General features: G+C 63.9%; 17 protein-coding genes. 8 read left to right on the top strand and 9 right to left on the bottom strand.

Translation table 11 applies throughout. The features are described from left to right. Positions 1 to 104: 104 nt before the first annotated feature. Positions 105 to 482, bottom strand: coding sequence for a response regulator (locus FBZ93_RS00555; RefSeq protein ID WP_095734447.1), 378 nt, complete (start codon positions 480 to 482; stop codon positions 105 to 107). A 371-nt stretch (positions 483 to 853) separates the two neighbouring features. Between FBZ93_RS00555 and FBZ93_RS00550 the strand changes: the two genes are divergently transcribed. After that, a complete protein-coding gene (locus FBZ93_RS00550) occupies positions 854 to 1,510 on the top strand; it encodes a protein-L-isoaspartate(D-aspartate) O-methyltransferase (RefSeq protein WP_208763942.1) in 657 nt (218 codons plus the stop codon). Between the two features lie 110 nt (positions 1,511 to 1,620). After that, the gene (locus tag FBZ93_RS00545) at positions 1,621 to 2,997 is read left to right on the top strand and encodes a LysM peptidoglycan-binding domain-containing M23 family metallopeptidase (RefSeq protein WP_146984048.1); all 1,377 of its coding nucleotides are present in this window, start codon (positions 1,621 to 1,623) and stop codon (positions 2,995 to 2,997) included. Positions 2,998 to 3,081: 84 nt separating this feature from the next. Here FBZ93_RS00545 and FBZ93_RS00540 read toward each other — a convergent pair whose 3' ends face one another. From FBZ93_RS00540 to FBZ93_RS00530, 3 genes are all read right to left on the bottom strand, one after another. Then, the gene (locus tag FBZ93_RS00540; protein ID WP_167528859.1) at positions 3,082 to 4,704 is read right to left on the bottom strand and encodes a porin; all 1,623 of its coding nucleotides are present in this window, start codon (positions 4,702 to 4,704) and stop codon (positions 3,082 to 3,084) included. Positions 4,705 to 5,057: 353 nt separating this feature from the next. Continuing rightward, positions 5,058 to 5,513, bottom strand: a complete 456-nt coding sequence (locus tag FBZ93_RS00535) for a hypothetical protein (protein ID WP_146984044.1) — start codon at positions 5,511 to 5,513, stop codon at positions 5,058 to 5,060. Positions 5,514 to 5,598: 85 nt separating this feature from the next. After that, the gene (locus FBZ93_RS00530; protein WP_146984043.1) at positions 5,599 to 6,582 is read right to left on the bottom strand and encodes an ATP-binding protein; all 984 of its coding nucleotides are present in this window, start codon (positions 6,580 to 6,582) and stop codon (positions 5,599 to 5,601) included. Positions 6,583 to 6,773: 191 nt separating this feature from the next. On the opposite strand from FBZ93_RS00530, the gene yajC reads away from it, so the two are divergent. The 5 genes from yajC to FBZ93_RS00505 are packed head-to-tail and all read left to right on the top strand — an operon-like array spanning position 6,774 to position 11,065. After that, positions 6,774 to 7,130, top strand: a complete 357-nt coding sequence (gene yajC / locus FBZ93_RS00525; protein WP_021081225.1) for a preprotein translocase subunit YajC — start codon at positions 6,774 to 6,776, stop codon at positions 7,128 to 7,130. A 41-nt stretch (positions 7,131 to 7,171) separates the two neighbouring features. Then, on the top strand, positions 7,172 to 8,776 hold the full coding sequence (gene secD, locus FBZ93_RS00520; RefSeq protein WP_146984041.1) for a protein translocase subunit SecD: 1,605 nt from the start codon (positions 7,172 to 7,174) through the stop codon (positions 8,774 to 8,776). A 10-nt stretch (positions 8,777 to 8,786) separates the two neighbouring features. After that, positions 8,787 to 9,815 carry a protein translocase subunit SecF gene (gene secF, locus FBZ93_RS00515; protein WP_146984040.1) on the top strand — a complete coding sequence of 343 codons (1,029 nt, stop codon included), beginning with the start codon at positions 8,787 to 8,789 and terminating at the stop codon, positions 9,813 to 9,815. A 6-nt stretch (positions 9,816 to 9,821) separates the two neighbouring features. Next, on the top strand, positions 9,822 to 10,205 hold the full coding sequence (locus tag FBZ93_RS00510; RefSeq protein WP_074126129.1) for an Mth938-like domain-containing protein: 384 nt from the start codon (positions 9,822 to 9,824) through the stop codon (positions 10,203 to 10,205). Next, positions 10,202 to 11,065 (top strand): phytoene/squalene synthase family protein, encoded by an 864-nt coding sequence (locus tag FBZ93_RS00505; protein WP_146984039.1) that lies wholly within the window; start codon positions 10,202 to 10,204, stop codon positions 11,063 to 11,065. The genes FBZ93_RS00510 and FBZ93_RS00505 overlap by 4 nt, the downstream gene beginning before the upstream one ends. Here FBZ93_RS00505 and FBZ93_RS00500 read toward each other — a convergent pair. The 4 genes from FBZ93_RS00500 to FBZ93_RS00485 all read right to left on the bottom strand — a co-directional run bounded on the left by FBZ93_RS00500 (position 11,062) and on the right by FBZ93_RS00485 (position 14,245). Then, positions 11,062 to 11,346, bottom strand: coding sequence for a DUF1488 family protein (locus tag FBZ93_RS00500; RefSeq protein ID WP_146984037.1), 285 nt, complete (start codon positions 11,344 to 11,346; stop codon positions 11,062 to 11,064). The two genes, FBZ93_RS00505 and FBZ93_RS00500, sit on opposite strands and share 4 nt — an antisense overlap. Before the next feature lie 93 nt (positions 11,347 to 11,439). Next, positions 11,440 to 12,543 (bottom strand): serine/threonine protein kinase, encoded by a 1,104-nt coding sequence (locus tag FBZ93_RS00495; RefSeq protein ID WP_146984035.1) that lies wholly within the window; start codon positions 12,541 to 12,543, stop codon positions 11,440 to 11,442. A 5-nt stretch (positions 12,544 to 12,548) separates the two neighbouring features. Continuing rightward, on the bottom strand, positions 12,549 to 13,982 hold the full coding sequence (gene trmFO / locus FBZ93_RS00490) for a methylenetetrahydrofolate--tRNA-(uracil(54)-C(5))-methyltransferase (FADH(2)-oxidizing) TrmFO (RefSeq protein WP_146984034.1): 1,434 nt from the start codon (positions 13,980 to 13,982) through the stop codon (positions 12,549 to 12,551). A gap of 110 nt (positions 13,983 to 14,092) precedes the next feature. After that, on the bottom strand, positions 14,093 to 14,245 hold the full coding sequence (locus tag FBZ93_RS00485; RefSeq protein WP_016846063.1) for a DUF1127 domain-containing protein: 153 nt from the start codon (positions 14,243 to 14,245) through the stop codon (positions 14,093 to 14,095). Positions 14,246 to 14,977: 732 nt separating this feature from the next. Here FBZ93_RS00485 and FBZ93_RS00480 point away from each other — a divergent pair. Then, positions 14,978 to 15,262, top strand: a complete 285-nt coding sequence (locus FBZ93_RS00480; protein WP_146984691.1) for a hypothetical protein — start codon at positions 14,978 to 14,980, stop codon at positions 15,260 to 15,262. A gap of 49 nt (positions 15,263 to 15,311) precedes the next feature. Here the strand turns inward: FBZ93_RS00480 and FBZ93_RS00475 are convergent, their stop codons facing one another. Beyond that, positions 15,312 to 16,343 (bottom strand): AraC family transcriptional regulator, encoded by a 1,032-nt coding sequence (locus FBZ93_RS00475; protein ID WP_146984032.1) that lies wholly within the window; start codon positions 16,341 to 16,343, stop codon positions 15,312 to 15,314. Between the last annotated feature and the right edge of the window lie 504 nt (positions 16,344 to 16,847).

The following is a 16,847-nucleotide window of genomic DNA, read 5'->3' as shown; positions in this document are numbered from 1 at the left end:
TCTCGTAGCCCGGATGAAGCGAAGCGAAATCCGGGACGCTCTCAGCGGGTGAAAGAATTCCCGGATTGCGCTACGCTCCATCCGGGCTACGGACAACCTGATATCTAAACCGGCGCGCTCCGCATCGCGCTGGAGATCACCTGGGCGAGAGTTTCCAGCTGGAAGGGCTTTTGCAGGGCCGGACGATCGCGATACTCCGGCGGCAGGCCGGACGAGCCATAGCCGGTCGCGAAGATGAAGGGGCGATTGCGGGCGTTGATCAGCTCGGCGACCGGCGTGATCACCTTGCCATTGACGTTGACGTCGAGGATCGCAAGGTCGAATTCGGTCGATTGCGCGAGCTTGACCGCTTCGCCGATTTCGCCGGCCTCGGCCGCGACGCTATGGCCGAGCTCTTCCAGCATATCGGCGACCATCATCCGGATCATGACCTCGTCCTCCACGAGGAAAACTGAACAGCCCGCCGGCCGTATCGCTGTCATGATGGAATCCTTGCCCGTCCCTGAAATAGGCTCGCAAATAACACTACAAGGCGCAATGCAAACGTTTGGGAATTAGCCGGTTTCCAGCGCGCGCCACTGCGTCGCCGGATCGCCCTGACTGACTCGTTGCGCGAGATTCGTCCAGACTCCGACGGGTGGCAACGGCTCAACCGCCGCCCGCGCATCTCGGCGCTATCAGCGCATCGCTGTCGATTATATGGGAAGCTTGCGGATTGGCGCCAACTCGAAATCGGCGTGTTGGTTCCTGACCGGGAACAAAAGGTGACGGGAAATTTTTCCTTAACGCGGTATTTCGGATTTCTATGGCATCAAGCAGGAGCAAGATTCTGCGCTGCTGCCCAGAGACGCTGATGAACATGGCCCTGAAGCCCGATCCGACCGAGAAGATGATGTTTCAGCTCACCCTGCGGCGGCGAGGGGTCAGCGATCAGGCGGTGTTGCGCACCATGGAGGAGGTGCCGCGCGAGATGTTCGTCGATCCGCGCGATCGCAACGAGGCCTATCGCGACAGCGCGCTCGCGATCGCCTGCGGGCAGACCATCAGCCAGCCCTTCGTCGTGGCCTACATGACCGAGCAGCTGCAGCTGCAGAAAGACCACCGTGTGCTCGAGATCGGCACCGGATCGGGCTATCAGGCGGCCGTCCTGTCCCGGTTGTGCAAACAGGTCCTGACCATCGAACGGTACCGGACACTGGCCGACGGCGCGCGGAAACGGCTTGAAAAGCTCGGCTATTACAACATCGAGGTACTGCTCGGCGACGGATTCGACATTCCGGCGGGGGCGGGCGATTTCGACCGCATCATCGTCACCGCGGCGATGGAGCAGATCCCGGAGAAGCTGCTGGAGCGGCTCGATCCGGGCGGCATCCTGATCGCCCCGGTCGGGCCGCACCAGGGCACCCAGACCCTGGTCCGCGTGGTGCGGACCGAGAACGGCTTCGACCGCAAGGAACTGGTCGACGTCCGCTTTGTGCCGGCGTTGCCCGGAATCGCGCGCGAATTGTAAATTCGGCGATTTGCTGCTTGGCACCAACGCCTTATTCGCAGGGTTAAGCGGTTATTTACTCGCGACGTGTTTACTCAAAACAGTCTTTTGTTGCGTACGAGTGAGTAACCATGTCTGGGGTTGTTGAGTTGCTTCGCTCGCGTCGCGTACCGCAGGTTGCGGTGCTGACGCTGATGTCCATGGCTTTTGCCGGTTGCAGCGCCGACATGTCGTCGCGCTTCTCGCAAAACTCCTATTCGCAAAATCCGTTTGCGTTCGATCCGCAGCCGACCGGCACTGTGCAGCAGGCGCCGCCGCGCGAGCTACCGCAATACGCGCGGCCGCGGACCCAACCGCAGTATTCGCAGTACCAGTCGCAGCCATTGCCGCCGCCGGTTGCCGCGCCGCAGTCCTATCCGGTCGCCAATGCCGGCGTCTCCGGAGGCGGGCGCGGGATGTCGTCCTACACCCCGCCGCCGGCGCGCCCGCAGATCGAAGCCACCGGCAGCGTGCCGCATTCGGTCGCCGCCGCGCATGCTTCGCATAGCGGCACCACCATCATCGTCGGCACCAGCGACACGCTGGAAGTGCTGGCGCGCCGCTACAACGTCTCGACCGCCGAGATCCTGCACGCCAACGGCTACAAGGGACCGCGCGCGCTGTCGCCCGGCCAGCAGCTGATCATTCCGCGTCCAGGGGCAGTGGCCGCGGCACCTGCAATGGCCGCACCGGCCACGCGGCCCGTCGCGGTGGCGGCCGCGCCTGCCGGCGTCCACTATGTCAATCGCGGCGACACGCTGCACAGCATCGCGCGCCAGCATCACATCCCGGTGGCTGAGCTCGCGCGTGCCAACAATCTCGACCAGTCGGCCCGGCTGAGCCTCGGCATGAAGCTCGTGGTGCCCGGCGCCAAGACGGCGATGGCGGCTCCCGCGCCGGTTGCGCAGCCTGTTGCTGCCGCACCGGTCGCTGTCGCTCCGGCGCCGGCCATGGCGGCCCCGAAGGTCGTCGCCACGGCGCTGCCGCAGCAGAGCGCGCGGCTGGTTCAGCCGACCGCAACCGTCGAACAGCCGGCCGCCGTTGCAGAAACGCCCGTCGTCACCAAGTCGAGCGAGGCCACCGGCGCATTGCCGACGTTCCGCTGGCCGGTGCGCGGCAAGGTCATCACCGCCTACGGCTCGAAGACCAACGGCAAGGTCAATGACGGCATCAACGTCGCGGTGCCCGAGGGCACGCCGGTGAAGGCCGCCGAAGACGGCGTCGTCGCCTATTCGGGCAATGAGCTGAAGGGGTACGGCAATCTCGTGCTGGTGCGCCATTCCAACGGCTACGTCACGGCCTATGCCCATGCGAGCGAGATCCTGGTGAAGCGCGGCGACACCATCAAGCGCGGCCAGGTGATCGCCAAGTCGGGCCAGACCGGCGAAGCAGGCTCGCCGCAGCTCCACTTCGAAATTCGCAAGGGATCGTCTCCGGTCGATCCGCTCCAGTTCCTCAACGGCGCATAAGTTACGCGCCGGGACTTCCAAGGGACTTCCAAGTCTCACAACAAAGACAACGGGGGAGGCGCAAGCCTCCCCCGTTTTGTTGATCTAGAAGTCGAAGGTCATGCCGGTCGTGATCGCTTTGGCCTTGTTGCCGGCGACCACGTTGTTGTTGGCGTCGCGTCCGCAGATGGCGTAGCCGTGGCCGCTTGCACCGAGGCAGTAGTGTGCGCCGGGGCCGTTGCGCAGATAGCTGCCGACGAGATACCAGGTCGCGAACGGGCTGAAGTGGTACTTGACGCCCGCAGCATACTGATCGGCGCTGCTGTCCACGCTGTTGAGCGCAAAGTCCGCCGAGCCGGCCGCCGGAGTGACGGTGTAATTGTTGAATATACCGGTCCCGGGCGAGCCCGGCGAGGCATTGGCGTGAGCCCAGGATGCGCTGACGTCCCAGGCGCCGACCGATTGCGTGGCGCTGATGAAGTAGCCGTCACGCGACCGCTCGTTGAAGTCGGCAACGGTGTGCTCGCGGCGCATGATCTCGTAGATGCCGTAGAGCTGCAGTTTGCCGATGCCGTCGTTGAAGCCATAGCCGGCGCCGAGCTTCGCAGCCCATTCGTTGGCGATGCCGACGGCTCCCGTCGGTACGATCAGCACGCCGCCGTTGCTGAGCGGCGTCACCGCCTCGTCGCCGGTGCGGTTGGTGCCCTCATGCATCTCATAGGCTGCAACCGCAGTGAACGGACCCTTGTTGTAGGTGAGTGCCGCGCTGTAGAGGTTGCCGTACGAGCCGTCGGTGCAGCCTTCAGGCGCCGAGGTCAGCGGGAAGCCGCTGCCGCTGCCGCGGGAAGACGTGGCGGGACAGTTGAAGTCGCCGAGCGCGAAATCGCTGTTGTCACGCGCCGTGTTCTGTCCCGGCGAGGCCATCAAGGTCGCCTGGAAGCCGTTCCAGATCGGCGACTCGTACCAGACCGCGTGTCCCGCGCGCCAATCGAACTCGGCGCGCAGGTCGCCGCCGGTGTTGCCCATGATCGAATTGTAGTCGCCAAGCGTGGCCGAGAACGGATCGAACTTGGAAGTTGATTTCTTGTACGGCGTATCGGACTTGCCGGCCTTGATCGCGCCCCACGGCGTTTCCATTCCGATGAAGCTGTCGCGCGTGCCGAACGCTGCGCGCTCGGTCGGAACAGCCGCGACTTCGACCAGCGATTCGAACTGCGCCACGGCGGCCCATCCGGCGAAGCCGTACGGCTCGAGATTGTGCCGGGCACGAACGCCGAAATAGGTGAGGTTGCTCGAAACGCCGAACTTGTTGCCCTGATCGAACACGCCGGCGTTGAAGAAGTCGCCGGAGAGATCGACGTGGCCGTAAAGCGTGACGGTGGTGTTGTCGACGAAGGCATTGGTACCTGTCGCCTTGGTGTAGAGCGGCGCGCCGCCGATGCTGACGACAGCATGCTCGGGCGGTGCCGGGGAGGGCGCAACGGCCGCGTGCTGGACCGGATTGCCCTTCGGCGTCGTGCCTGCCGCTACAGGCGGAGCCGGATGGCTCGCGATGTGATTGACACGATCCCTGAGTTGGGCGTTCTCCTTGGCGAGTTTCGCATTGTTTCGTTCGAGTGCGTCCAGACGCGCCATGACGTCGTCGAGCGTTGCCGCGTGGATCGGGCCTTGCGTCAGCGCCAGGCACATCGCTGCGGATGCTGTTCCTGCGAGAAGTCTCTTCTTCATCCATTCCCCCATCTGCCGATCACCTCAGCGGGGTGCTGAGGCTGCAAACGGGCGGAAATGCTAAGGTATACGAAATGCCAGATACATGGGTGCCGTGCGTGTCGAGGATGATAAACGCGCTGTGTGACATAAAGGGTACTATAATACTGTTGCAGTGCATCAATTTGTCGCACCGTGGCTTTCGGAATAAAATTTGACTTACCTGCTTCAGGGCTGAGGTCGTTGATGTAATTGCTGTTTGCAAACTGTGTCAGTGTGGCTGACAAGTTATGGTTGCGACGCAACATCACACTGTGAAATTGGGATAATGCATGCCAAGTCTAGGCAAGGATGCGCTTGCAAGAGGTTTTATATTACCTCAATGGGTCGAGGCCGCTTGATATCCGCTCGACCATCTCTCGCAGGAATTGCGGTGGCCCATACGCGTGCCATTCGCCGTCCGACTGCAGCAGCAGCGGCCGTCGCATGTCACGGCTGAAGGCTTCGAGCCAGGCGCGCGCCTTTGCCTTCGGGCGGGCGCCGACGGCGACCGCGACGTCGACCGGGATCGTCCGCCAGACGAAGCTTGCGGGAAGGAAAATGAGATCGGATCTGTCCGGACGCATCCAGTCGGGCAGCGGGCTGGTTGGCGCCAGCCATCCGCAGACGAAATTCCGGCAGGGATCGACCGGACGCTCGGCGTAGATCGAGCATTTGGCGGCGCTGCTGAACGGGCACGGCCGCCCGGGATAGACGTCGTGATCGCGAATCCGGATCTTCAGCCAGCCATCGCAGCAAGCGGTGCACTCGCCACAGCGTCTCGCAGTCATGCTTGGGTCAGCCGGCATGGGTCCGAGTGTACCCATGCCGCGCCGAATTCAGAAGGCCCGCGATCCGCTGCACGCGCCGCTTGCGCTAGGCGCCGCTCAGTCGCACGCCGAGCCGGCCGGCGAGCTCCTGCGTGTACTGCCAGGCGACGCGGCCCGAGCGCGAGCCGCGAGTGGTCGACCATTCGAGCGCTTCGCGTTCGAGTTCGTCCTCGGCGATCTTGATGCCGTAATGGTCGCAATAGCCTTTCACCATCGCGAGGTACTCGTCCTGGCTGCAGCGGTGGAAGCCGAGCCAGAGGCCGAAGCGATCCGACAGCGACACCTTCTCCTCGACCGCTTCGCCCGGATTGATCGCGGTCGAGCGTTCGTTCTCGATCATCTCGCGCGCCAGCAGATGGCGCCGATTCGAGGTCGCGTAGAGGATGACGTTGTCGGGACGCCCCTCGATGCCGCCCTCCAGCACTGCCTTCAGTGACTTGTACGAGGCGTCGTTGCCGTCGAAGGAGAGGTCGTCGCAGAACACGATGAAGCGGAACGAGGAGCCGCGCAGCAACTCCATCAGGCCGGGCAGGCTCTCGATGTCCTCGCGATGGATCTCGATCAGCTTCAACCGGTCGGCCGGCTTGCGGTCGACATTGATGCTGGCGTGCACGGCCTTGACCAGCGACGACTTGCCCATGCCGCGGGCGCCCCAGAGCAGCGCATTGTTGGCGGGCAGTCCGTTGGTGAAGCGTTCGGTATTCTCCATCAGGATATCGCGCATCCGGTCGACGCCCTTGAGCAGGCCGATCTCGACGCGGCTGACGCGCGGCACCGGGGCAAGGCGGCCGTCCGGATGCCAGACAAAGGCGTCCGCGGCGCCGAACGAGCGAGCCGGATCGGACGCCGGGGAGGCGGCTGCGAGCCGGCTGGCGATGGCCTCCAGGGCGCTCGCGATCCGCTCGGCGGCAGCGCCGTCGAGCGCCGCTGCCGGGCGTTTTGTCGCGGCGTTTGCGGCGCGCTTGGCGGCAGCCTTGGCGGCGGTTTTGCTGGTTGTTTTACTGGTGGTTTTTTTGGCTTTTTTCGGCATTTGTCCAGTTCCTGTCGGCGCAGCCTTATCGGGCTGGCGGCGGTCCCGCAAGCGCCCTAAATGAAGGTCCGTTAACGTTGCAATTGGGACCGCGGCCGCTATAGTCCGCGCGAATTTGTCCGGACCGCCATACCGCCCCGAAGGTCGAGGGCACTGCCGGTTCTTTCCCGTCTTATCCGAGGATCGTCCGAATGCTGATTACTCCTGCGTTTGCTCAGGCTGGAGCAAGTGGTGACACCAACAGCATGTTGATGTCGCTGCTGCCATTCGCGCTGATCTTCGTCATCATGTACTTCCTGATTCTGCGCCCGCAGCAGAAGAAGGTGCGCGACCATGCGGACCTCGTGAAGAACATCCGCCGCGGCGACACCGTGGTGACCTCGGGCGGCCTCGTCGGCAAGGTGACCAAGGTGGTCGACGACGACCAGATCGAGTTCGAGATTTCGGACGGCGTCCGCGTGCGGCAGATGCGCCAGATGATTTCGGGCGTGCGGACCAAGGGTGAGCCGGCGAAGGGCGACGCCAAGGACGAGGCATCCGCGAGCTGATCGCCGCGGAAGCCTCTTGCCGAATCTGACAGGTCAATTCGATGTTGTATTTCACGCGGTGGCGAGCGCTGGGGATTATCCTGACAGCGCTGGTGGTCTGCCTGTGCGCCGTGCCCAATTTCTTCCCCGAAGCGCAGGTGAAGACCTGGCCGGCCTGGGCGCAGCGGCGCCTCGTCCTCGGCCTCGATTTGCAGGGCGGCTCCTATCTGCTGCTCGAGGTCGACTCCAACTACGTGAAGAAGGAGAAGCTCGAGCAGGTCCGCGACGATACTCGGAAGGCGCTGCGTGACGCCAGGATTGGCTTCACCGGGGGCATCACGATCCGCAACGATGCCGTCGAGGCCCGGATCGCGAAGGAGGCCGATGTTCCGGCGGCGATCACCAAACTTCGCGAGGTCGCCCAGCCGATCGGCGGCTTGCTCGGCTCCAGCGGCCAGCGCGACGTCGACGTGACCGATGCCGGGGGCGGGTTGATCCGTCTGACCGTGTCGCAGCCCGCGATGATCGAGCGGATGCGCAAGACCATCGAGCAATCGATCCAGATCGTCGAGCGCCGCGTCAACGAGCTCGGCACCGTCGAGCCGGTGATTCAACGCCAGGGCACCGACCGCATCCTGGTGCAGGTCCCGGGCCTGCAGGACCCGACCCATCTGAAGGAACTGCTCGGCAAGACCGCGAAAATGGAATTCCGCATGGTCGACACCTCGGTGTCGGCAGACCAGGCCCAGCAGGGCCGGGTGCCGCCGGACTCCGAGCTCCTGATGAGCGCGTCGCCGCCGCCGGTTCCGTATGTCGTCAAGAAGCAGGTCCTGGTGTCCGGAGGCGAGCTCTCCGATGCCCAGCCAGGCTTTGACCAGCGCACCGGCGAGGCGATCGTCAGCTTCAAGTTCAACACGTCAGGAGCGCGCAAATTCGCACAGGCCACCGCCGACAATGTCGGCCAGCCGTTTGCGATCGTGCTTGACAACAAGGTGATCTCGGCACCGGTGATCCGCGAGCCGATCACCGGCGGACAGGGCCAGATCTCCGGCAGCTTCACCGTGCAGTCGGCCAACGATCTGGCGATCCTGATGCGCGCCGGCGCGCTGCCGGCGCCGCTGACCGTGGTCGAGGAGCGCACCGTCGGTCCCGGCCTCGGGCAGGACTCGATCGAGAAGGGCGAGCTTGCCGCCTATGTCGGCTCGGTGCTGGTCATCGTGTTCATGCTGATCACCTATCGGCTGTTCGGCGTGTTCGCCAACATCGCGGTGGCCATCAACGTCGCCATGATCTTCGGGCTGCTGTCGCTGCTCAACGCCACGCTGACGCTGCCCGGCATCGCCGGCATCGTGCTGACCGTCGGTATCGCGGTGGACTCCAACGTGCTGATCTATGAGCGCATCCGCGAGGAATTGCGCGGCGGCCGCAATGCGATCTCGGCGATCGACGCCGGCTTCAAGCGGGCGCTGGCGACCATCCTCGACTCCAACATCACCACCTTCATCGCCGCCGCCGTGCTGTTCTATATCGGCACCGGGCCGGTTCGCGGCTTTGCCGTGACACTCGGCATCGGCATCATCACCACGGTGTTCACCGCCTTCACCCTGACGCGCCTGATCGTCGCGGCATGGGTGCGGTGGAAGCGGCCGCAAACCGTGCCGATCTGAGAGGCCTATTGTGACCCATACCGTTCTCATTGGCCTTGGCATCCTGATCACCGTGCTGACCGTGGTCGCGGCGCTCGGCTTGCTGCCGTCGCTGCGCATCGTCCCCGACGATACGCATTTCGACTTTACGCGCTTCCGCCGCATCAGCTTCCCGATCTCGGCGCTGCTCTCGATCCTCGCCATCACGCTGTTCTTCACCCACGGCCTGAATTTCGGCATCGACTTCAAGGGCGGCACGCTGCTGGAGGTGCGGTCCAAGTCCGGCACAGCCGACATCGCCGCAATGCGCACGACCCTGAACGGCCTTGGCCTCGGCGAGGTGCAGTTGCAGCAGTTCGGAGGTCCGGCCGAAGTCCTGATCCGCGTCGCCGAACAGCCGGGCGGTGACAAGGCGCAACAGGATGCGGTCACGAAAGTGCGCGGCGCGCTCGGCGATAGCGTCGATTACCGCCGCGTCGAGGTGGTGGGCCCGCGCGTCTCCGGCGAGCTGCTTGCCTACGGCATGATCGGCCTGATGTTCGCGATTATCGGCATCCTGATCTATCTCTGGTTCCGGTTCGAGTGGCAGTTCGCGCTCGGCGCCATGATCGCCAACGTCCACGACATCGTGCTCACGATCGGCTTCATGTCGATCACCCAGGTCGACTTCGACCTCACCAGCATCGCGGCGCTGCTGACGATCCTCGGCTACTCGCTCAACGATACCGTCGTCATCTACGACCGTATCCGCGAGATGCTGCGGCGCTACAAGAAGATGCCGATGCCGCAGCTGTTGAACGAATCGATCAACTCGACGCTGTCGCGTTCGATCATCACCCACGTCACGGTGACGTTGGCGCTGCTTGCGCTGCTGCTGTTCGGCGGCCAGGCGATCCACAGCTTCACCGCCGTGATGATGTTCGGCGTGGTGCTGGTCGGCACCTACACCTCGATCTTCATCGCGGCGCCGATCCTGATCTATCTCGGCGTTCACACCACGCGGGGCGAGGCGCAGGATGCGCCGGCCAAGAAGCCGGACACTGCGGCAGCCAAGAAGTAGCCGGTCATGAGCAACCCCTCGGACGCTCCCCATCTTCCGAGGTCGGCGCCGATCGAGGCCTACGGCAAGGGCGGCTTCGCGTTTGCCGATATGTCGCATCGCGGCTCGCTGCTGTGCCTGCCGGACTCGATCTGGGCCTGGCCGGTCACGAAGCCGCAGGAGATCGACGAATATTCGCTGCAAAAGGTGTTCGCGGCAGCGAATGCGATCGACACGCTGATCGTCGGCACCGGCACCGAGGTCTGGGTGCCGCCAAAGGGACTGCGCGAGGCCTTGCGTGCGGTCCGCGTGGTGCTTGACCCGATGCAGACGGGCCCTGCGATCCGCACCTACAACATCATGCTGGGTGAGCGGCGCCGGGTCGCGGCGGCGCTGATCGCGGTGCCATGAGCGTGGTGGAGGCGCCGAGGGACGGCGCAGCCTTCTGCGCCGATCTGGTGCGGACCCATGACTTCGTGCGCTACGCGTCGACCTTGTTCCTGCCGGGTCCGGAGCGCCGGGCGCTGCTCGCGATCTATGCCTTCAACATCGAGGTCGCGCGCGTGCACGAGCAGGTCAGCCAGCCGCTGCCCGGCGAGATGCGGCTGCAATGGTGGACCGACATGCTGGCCGGCACGGGGCACGGCGGCGTCGAGGGCAATCCGGTCGCGGCAGAGCTGCTCTACGCGATCCGCAATCACCGCCTGCCGGTCTCGCCATTCTCGGGGCTGGTCGAGGAGCACCAGTTCGATCTCTACAACGACCCGATGCCCACGCTTGCCGCGCTCGAAGGTTATCTCGACGCCACGGCCTCAGTGCTGTTCGCGCAGGCCACGCGCGTGGTGGCGCGGCCATCGGAGGCGATCGATCACCTGGCCCGCCATGCCGGCCTTGCCCAGGGCATGGCGCAGGTCATTGCCGCGCTGGGCCGCGACGCATCTCGGCAGCAGCTGTTTCTGCCGCTGCAGCTGCTGCAGCAGCACGGCAGCAGCACGGAGGAGGTGTTTGCCGGCAAGCCGACGCCGAATATCCGCGCTGCGATCGATCAGCTTGCGGAGGAGGCCCAGGGCCATCTCAAGACCGCATTCGGGCTGCTTGCCGATGTGCCATCCGGCGTGCGGCCGATCTTCCTGCCGCTCGCTCACGTCAGGCGCGAGCTGAGCCGGGCGAGGAGAGTCGACTCCGATCCGTTCGTGCCGAAGCCGGTCTCGCGCCTGCGCGCGCTGTGGACCTTGTGGCGAGCCGCGCGCACCGAAGAGTTCGGCCGCTAGCTCTGTTCCCTCGAGATGTGCTTGGTGAAGATCCGGACCGTTAAGCCCTTGACCATCGGGCCACTGTCATAAATGTCGGATGCAATCTGTTCGACCGCGTCGCGCAACGCGACGAATTGCGCCTGCCGCGCCATGCTCGCTGTTCCGCGCGTGCCGGCGAGCTCGTCCATTGCGGCGTCGCTGATCTGGCATTCAACTTCCTGGTCGCCGTGCATCATGGTGAATCCGAACGCCAATCGTTCGGAATCATATCCCCCGATACGGCCACGGGTGAGTGGCATTTAACATGTCCCTTGAGCGCGCTAGCCCTTCGCAACAGTGGGGGTTCGCGCCGCGTTTGTCGAGGGGCCCAAATCGGGACGCACGTACGTGCTTCAGCGCGCCAGCCGATCCATCTCGGCCACCTCGAAATTGAAGCGATCGCGCAGATTCTTGCGTTGCTCGAGGATGTCCTTGAGGAACTCGCGATCGGCGTCGCTACGCATCATCGGCTCGATCAGGTCGATTTGATTCATCGCGACGAGCTGGAGGATTTCGGTGCGCGGCTTGCCGGCCGCATCGCGCGGCAATGCGTGAACGATCTGGATGTGTTCGGGCGGCTTGACGCCTTTGGCCGCGGCGAGCTCGCTGCGCAGCGTCTTTTCCAACGCCGACTGATCCGCCTCGACGAAGGCGTAGAGCCCGACGCCGACGCGTCGGTCGGCAAAGGCGACGATCGCGGTATCGCGTACGTCAGGATTCCTGCGGATCAAATCGACCAGCACCGGGGCGTCGTTGACGAGCCGCCGGCCGCCGCCCTCGCGGTCGGTGAAATTGAAGATGCCGCGTGTGATCGCCTGATAGACCTTCTTGCCGGTCTTGAGCCAGACGCTGGCGACCGCGGACTTCTTCGCGAGCACTTTGCGCTCCTTCGGCGTCAACGCCTCCGGCGCGTAGCTGCGCTTGTGTTTCAAGAGATGCCGCAGATCCTCATAGGCCGCGATGCGGAACAGCCGGCTTCGGCTCCTGAAGCAGGCGGCGAGCTGGAAGTCGGTGAGATAGGCGCGGCCGTCGCGGCCGACCAGCCAGTTCTGCTCCTTGGCGAGGTCGTTGTGACAGATGCCGGCGCGATGCAGCTTGCGCAATGCGGCCTTGGCGGAACGGAAATAGGCGACGTCACCATGCGGCTTCGCCAGATGCAGCGCCGCGCCGTCGATGAAGCCGCGCACCAGCGCGCGCCGGCCGGCCCACAACAGCTTCGGCCCGACGTCGAGGTCGCGCGCCAGGGTCAGCGCGCGGCGTTCGCGCGAGAACAGATGCAGCGCCACGGCGAACGACCAGAACGGCACCTGATCGAGCCGGCGCAGCACGCCCTCGACCTCGCCGTCATCGGCGCGGAAACGGCCGCGCTCGACGGTCGAGAACACGTCGCGCTTGAGCAGCACGCCCTGGCTCCATCGCGCCGACAGGGTGGCGTCGTCGTCTTTCGGCAAGCTCATGACTGTCAGGCCGCTGCCGCAACGCGCGGGTGCTCTGCGATCCAGTGATCGAGGTCGGCGAGCGCCCGCGCGCTGATCGCCTGCTTCTTGGCGACGGTCTTCTCGTTGCCGCGCAGCCGCGAGCCGTCCGGCTTCTTGGTCGGCGCACTGGCAAGCGGCGGGAACAGACCGAAATTGATGTTCATCGGCTGGAACGAGCGCGACCCGGCGTCGATGGTTTCGATGTGGCCGCCGGTGATGTGGCCGAGCAGCGCGCCGAGCGCGGTGGTGGCGGGCGGTGGCGTCAGCGCGGCGCCGCGCATGTCGGCGGCGGCGCACAGGCCGGCAATCAGGCCGACGCTGGCCGACTCGACATAACCCTCGCAGCCCGTCATCTGCCCGGCGAAACGCAACCGCGGCTGTGCGCGCAGCCGCAGCTGACCATCGAGCAGTTTTGGCGAATTCAGGAAGGTGTTGCGATGCAGGCCGCCGAGACGGGCGAACTCTGCGTTCTCGAGGCCCGGGATGGTGCGGAACACGCGCTGCTGCGCGCCGTGCTTCAGCTTGGTCTGGAAGCCGACGATGTTGTAGAGCGTGCCGAGCTTGTTGTCCTGCCGCAGCTGGACGATCGCATAGGGCTTCACCGTCGGATCGTGCGGATTGGTCAATCCGACCGGCTTCATCGGTCCGTGGCGCAGCGTCTCGTGACCGCGCTCGGCCATCACCTCGACCGGCAGGCAGCCGTCGAAATACGGCGTGTTGGTCTCCCAATCCTTGAAGTCGACCTTCTCGCCGTCGAGCAGCGCCGTGACGAAGGCATCATATTGCTCCCGGGTCATCGGGCAGTTGATGTAGTCGGCGCCGGTGCCGCCTGGGCCGACCTTGTCGTAGCGCGACTGAAACCAGGCCACCGACATGTCGATGGAGTCTTTGTGCACGATCGGCGCGATCGCATCGAAGAAGGCCAGGGCGTTCTCGTCGGTCAGCTGCCTGATGGCGTCGGCGAGCGGCGCCGAGGTGAGGGGACCGGTCGCGACGATCACATTGCTCCAGTCGGCCGGCGGCAGGCCTGCGACTTCCTCGCGGCTGATCTCGATCAGCGGATGCTCGTTGAGCGCCTTGGTGACGGCGGCGGAAAAGCCGTCGCGGTCGACCGCGAGCGCGCCGCCGGCGGGCACCTGGTTGGCATCGGCCGAGCGCATGATGAGGGAGCCCAGCCGCCGCATCTCGGCGTGCAGCAGCCCGACGGCGTTGTTGGCGGCATCGTCGGAGCGGAACGAGTTCGAGCAGACCAGTTCGGCGCAGCCGTCGGTCCGGTGCGCCTCGGTCATCCGTTGCGGGCGCATTTCGTGCAGGACGGCGCGGACGCCGGAGTTGGCGACCTGCCAGGCGGCTTCCGAGCCGGCGAGCCCCGCGCCCACGATGTGCACGGGTTGGGAAGAGGATTGATGCGGTGTCATCGCGCAGCGTTAGCGCGTTTCGTGACCATATGCATCTGAAACTGCGCTACAAACGACAACGCCCGCTGTGGAAGCGGGCGTTATCCGTTCATCAGATGGCTTGCGGCCGATTAGCCGTTGTAGGTACCGGCGGCAACGCGCGGAATGTCCGAGCGGTCGAGGCCGATATCGGCCAGTTCACGATCGCTGAGCTGGGACAGTTCGCTGACATTGCGCTGATAATCCCGGAAAGCCTGGATCATGCGGATGAGCGAGAGCAACATGGTAGTCTCCTAGTAGTTCAGATTCAGCTTTTCCAAAGCCTCATCGTTGAAGTGAATATAGATGATATAGTGCAGTGCGGTAGTTCCAATGTTGCGATGCAGCTAGGCTCAAAACGCATGGCGGAGGTAAGTTCCGGTTAACCGTTTGCGGCATCGAGAGCGGGGCCAGAGACGGAAGTTCCCGCGACTTCGCTGCACTCGATAAAATATTCTTGAGATCAGTGGGTTAACAGGATTTCTCTGGCCTTTGCCGCACTAGTTATGTGGTAATTACAGACCGTGTGATCAAGCTGAAATGCCTTGGTGAGTGAAAGATCACGTCGATGTGTTCCATGCGTGATTCGCATGCAATATCTTGCATTAGAAGTGATTATAAGTTCATTGTATGGCGGCGCGGGCAGCTCGGCGGACGTAGCGTCAATCGGCCGCATTGACTCGTGAGGTAATACGGAGCTGACCGCGGCGCGGATTTCGCCCGGGTCCAGGATGTCGCGGGGGATCGCCTGCTGCTTATCGGAAATGCATTGATTGAAGTGAACGCTTCCAGCATCGCCAATGCGGCGCCGCTTCCTTACCGGCTTGTAATCAAAATACTATGCAACGCATGCGCGATACGCGTGCAGCGCTCATCACATTCGTATCGCGCGAAGTTCATTCTGAACGGTGCCGGTAACAGCGAATAATCACTCCGCAGATTCCGCAATCACGCAGGATTCTGTTCAAGAACAAAAGATGGAACATCCCATGATCAAGACATTGATCGCAGCGACCACCATGGCTGCCGTCGTTTACGCTGTCGCCCCGGCTCAGGCCGCTCATCGCCATCACGTGGGCGTCGGCTGCAGCGGCGCCAATTTCGGCAAGACTGAAGCGGCCGTCGAAGCTATGGCTGACAATGAGGTCAAATTCGCGGCGGAGAAGGAAGTCTCGCTCGCCCAGGACGCGATGCTGAACAACAAGTGGGGCGCATGCGGCGAACACCTCGGCAAGGCAGCTGAAGCCAGCATGGCGAAGTAAGCTTTGATCATGACGATAAGGGCCGATTGCCTGGGGCAATCGGCCCTTATTATTTGGCTGGCGCGCGATCGGTCCGGATTGAATCAGGGCCAATGTTCGCGTTCAGCCCCCTTCGTGCCGATTCACGCACGTCCGAGGGGGGCGCTCCGTATTGCCGGCGAAAGGTGCGGTTGAAATAGGACACGTCGCCGAAACCAACCTCAAAGGCGACCGCGCTCACAGGCCGATCGGCGTAGCGCGGATTGACGAGCAATCGATGCGCTCGCGCGAGGCGGCGCCCAAGCACGAATTGTGAAAATGTGGTCCCATCGCCTTCAAACATCCGTTGCACTTGTCGCGAGGTGACGCCGTGCCGCCGCGCGACAGCCGCAACCGTGAGATTACCATGATTGAGATGGTCGATGATATCGGCCTTGATGGCACGCAGCCGCGCTGCGTGGACGCCCCGCCCATCGGCAAGAGCCGCGGCATCTCTCGTTGCGCCGAGCGCCACAGCGATCAGATCGTGCACATGCGAGGCCACGTGGTGCTGTAGCTGAGGCGTGGCAAGCGCATCATCCTCTTGCAGCGCCCCGACATAGCTCACCAACAATTTCAGCGCTTCGGTGGAGCGCGCAATGGGCTGCATCACGGAGGAATCGACGCTGCTCACCAGCGGCGCCAGCGCCGGCCGTGGAACGTGAAGGCACAGAATCTTCGCTGGGGCGGGGCACACCATCGCGACCGGATCCGCCGAGCTGACCAACAACCCGTCGCCGGCGCTCCACGTGACCTCGCGTCGATGCTGCACCATCATGGCATCGTGCGAGCCCATCACCAGGACGAGCCCGTCGTTGCCATCCGCCAACTGCTCGGCACCCCGCTCGTAGCGAAACGCCGACATGCTGGCCGACGTGATGGACAGCCCGGGCAGCATCCGCACGGTCACGTCCGCATGCAAGGAATGATCCGGCAGTGGCGCGAGGTCGGCCTTCAGCACCAGTCGGCCGTACAGATCACGCCATGCGGCCATACGGTCCTTCTCGGCAAAATCTTCCAGGGAAAACCGGGAAAGTGCAACGTCGTTGGCCGTCGAGGTCATCGGGAAACTCAAGCTGTCGCAACAGATGTCGCCGGATTGCCGCGTCTGGTTCACCAAGGCGACCCGGTTCGGCGGCAACTAACGAACGCGACGCAGGGCTTCTGGCCAACGACTTGGCTCTTTCAAAGCGTCCTACGTATGTTCCGTCCGCGGTTTCCCCCAGCGGCGAGTGCAGTCCGGGGTGGAACGCACGTCCACTGGCCGAACCGTATACAGATTGAAATACCGACCCGCCAAGTCGTTTTCATCCAATGCGTTGTCGCGCATGTCCAAGCCAGCGGGCGGACAAGTCACTAAAACCGATAGCGCAAGATTGGCCCGCTCGCAGAAGGATATAGGGTGATTTTAGCACTATTTTTGCGTGTTGATGTCGCGCCCGGCGACGTCAGGCTTGCCATGGGCATCATCGGCGTACTGGCCGTGTTCCTCGGAAGGTCGCTGTCTGCCTGGATCGTGTACCGGACCGCAACACCCAGGACGTCGTCGGCCGGAGCGGCAAGGCTC

The organism is Bradyrhizobium macuxiense, assembly GCF_007993935.1.
Lineage (GTDB): Bacteria > Pseudomonadota > Alphaproteobacteria > Rhizobiales > Xanthobacteraceae > Bradyrhizobium > Bradyrhizobium macuxiense_A.
Note: the sequence above shows the minus strand (reverse complement) of the source record. Positions and strands in the feature narration are given on the sequence as shown.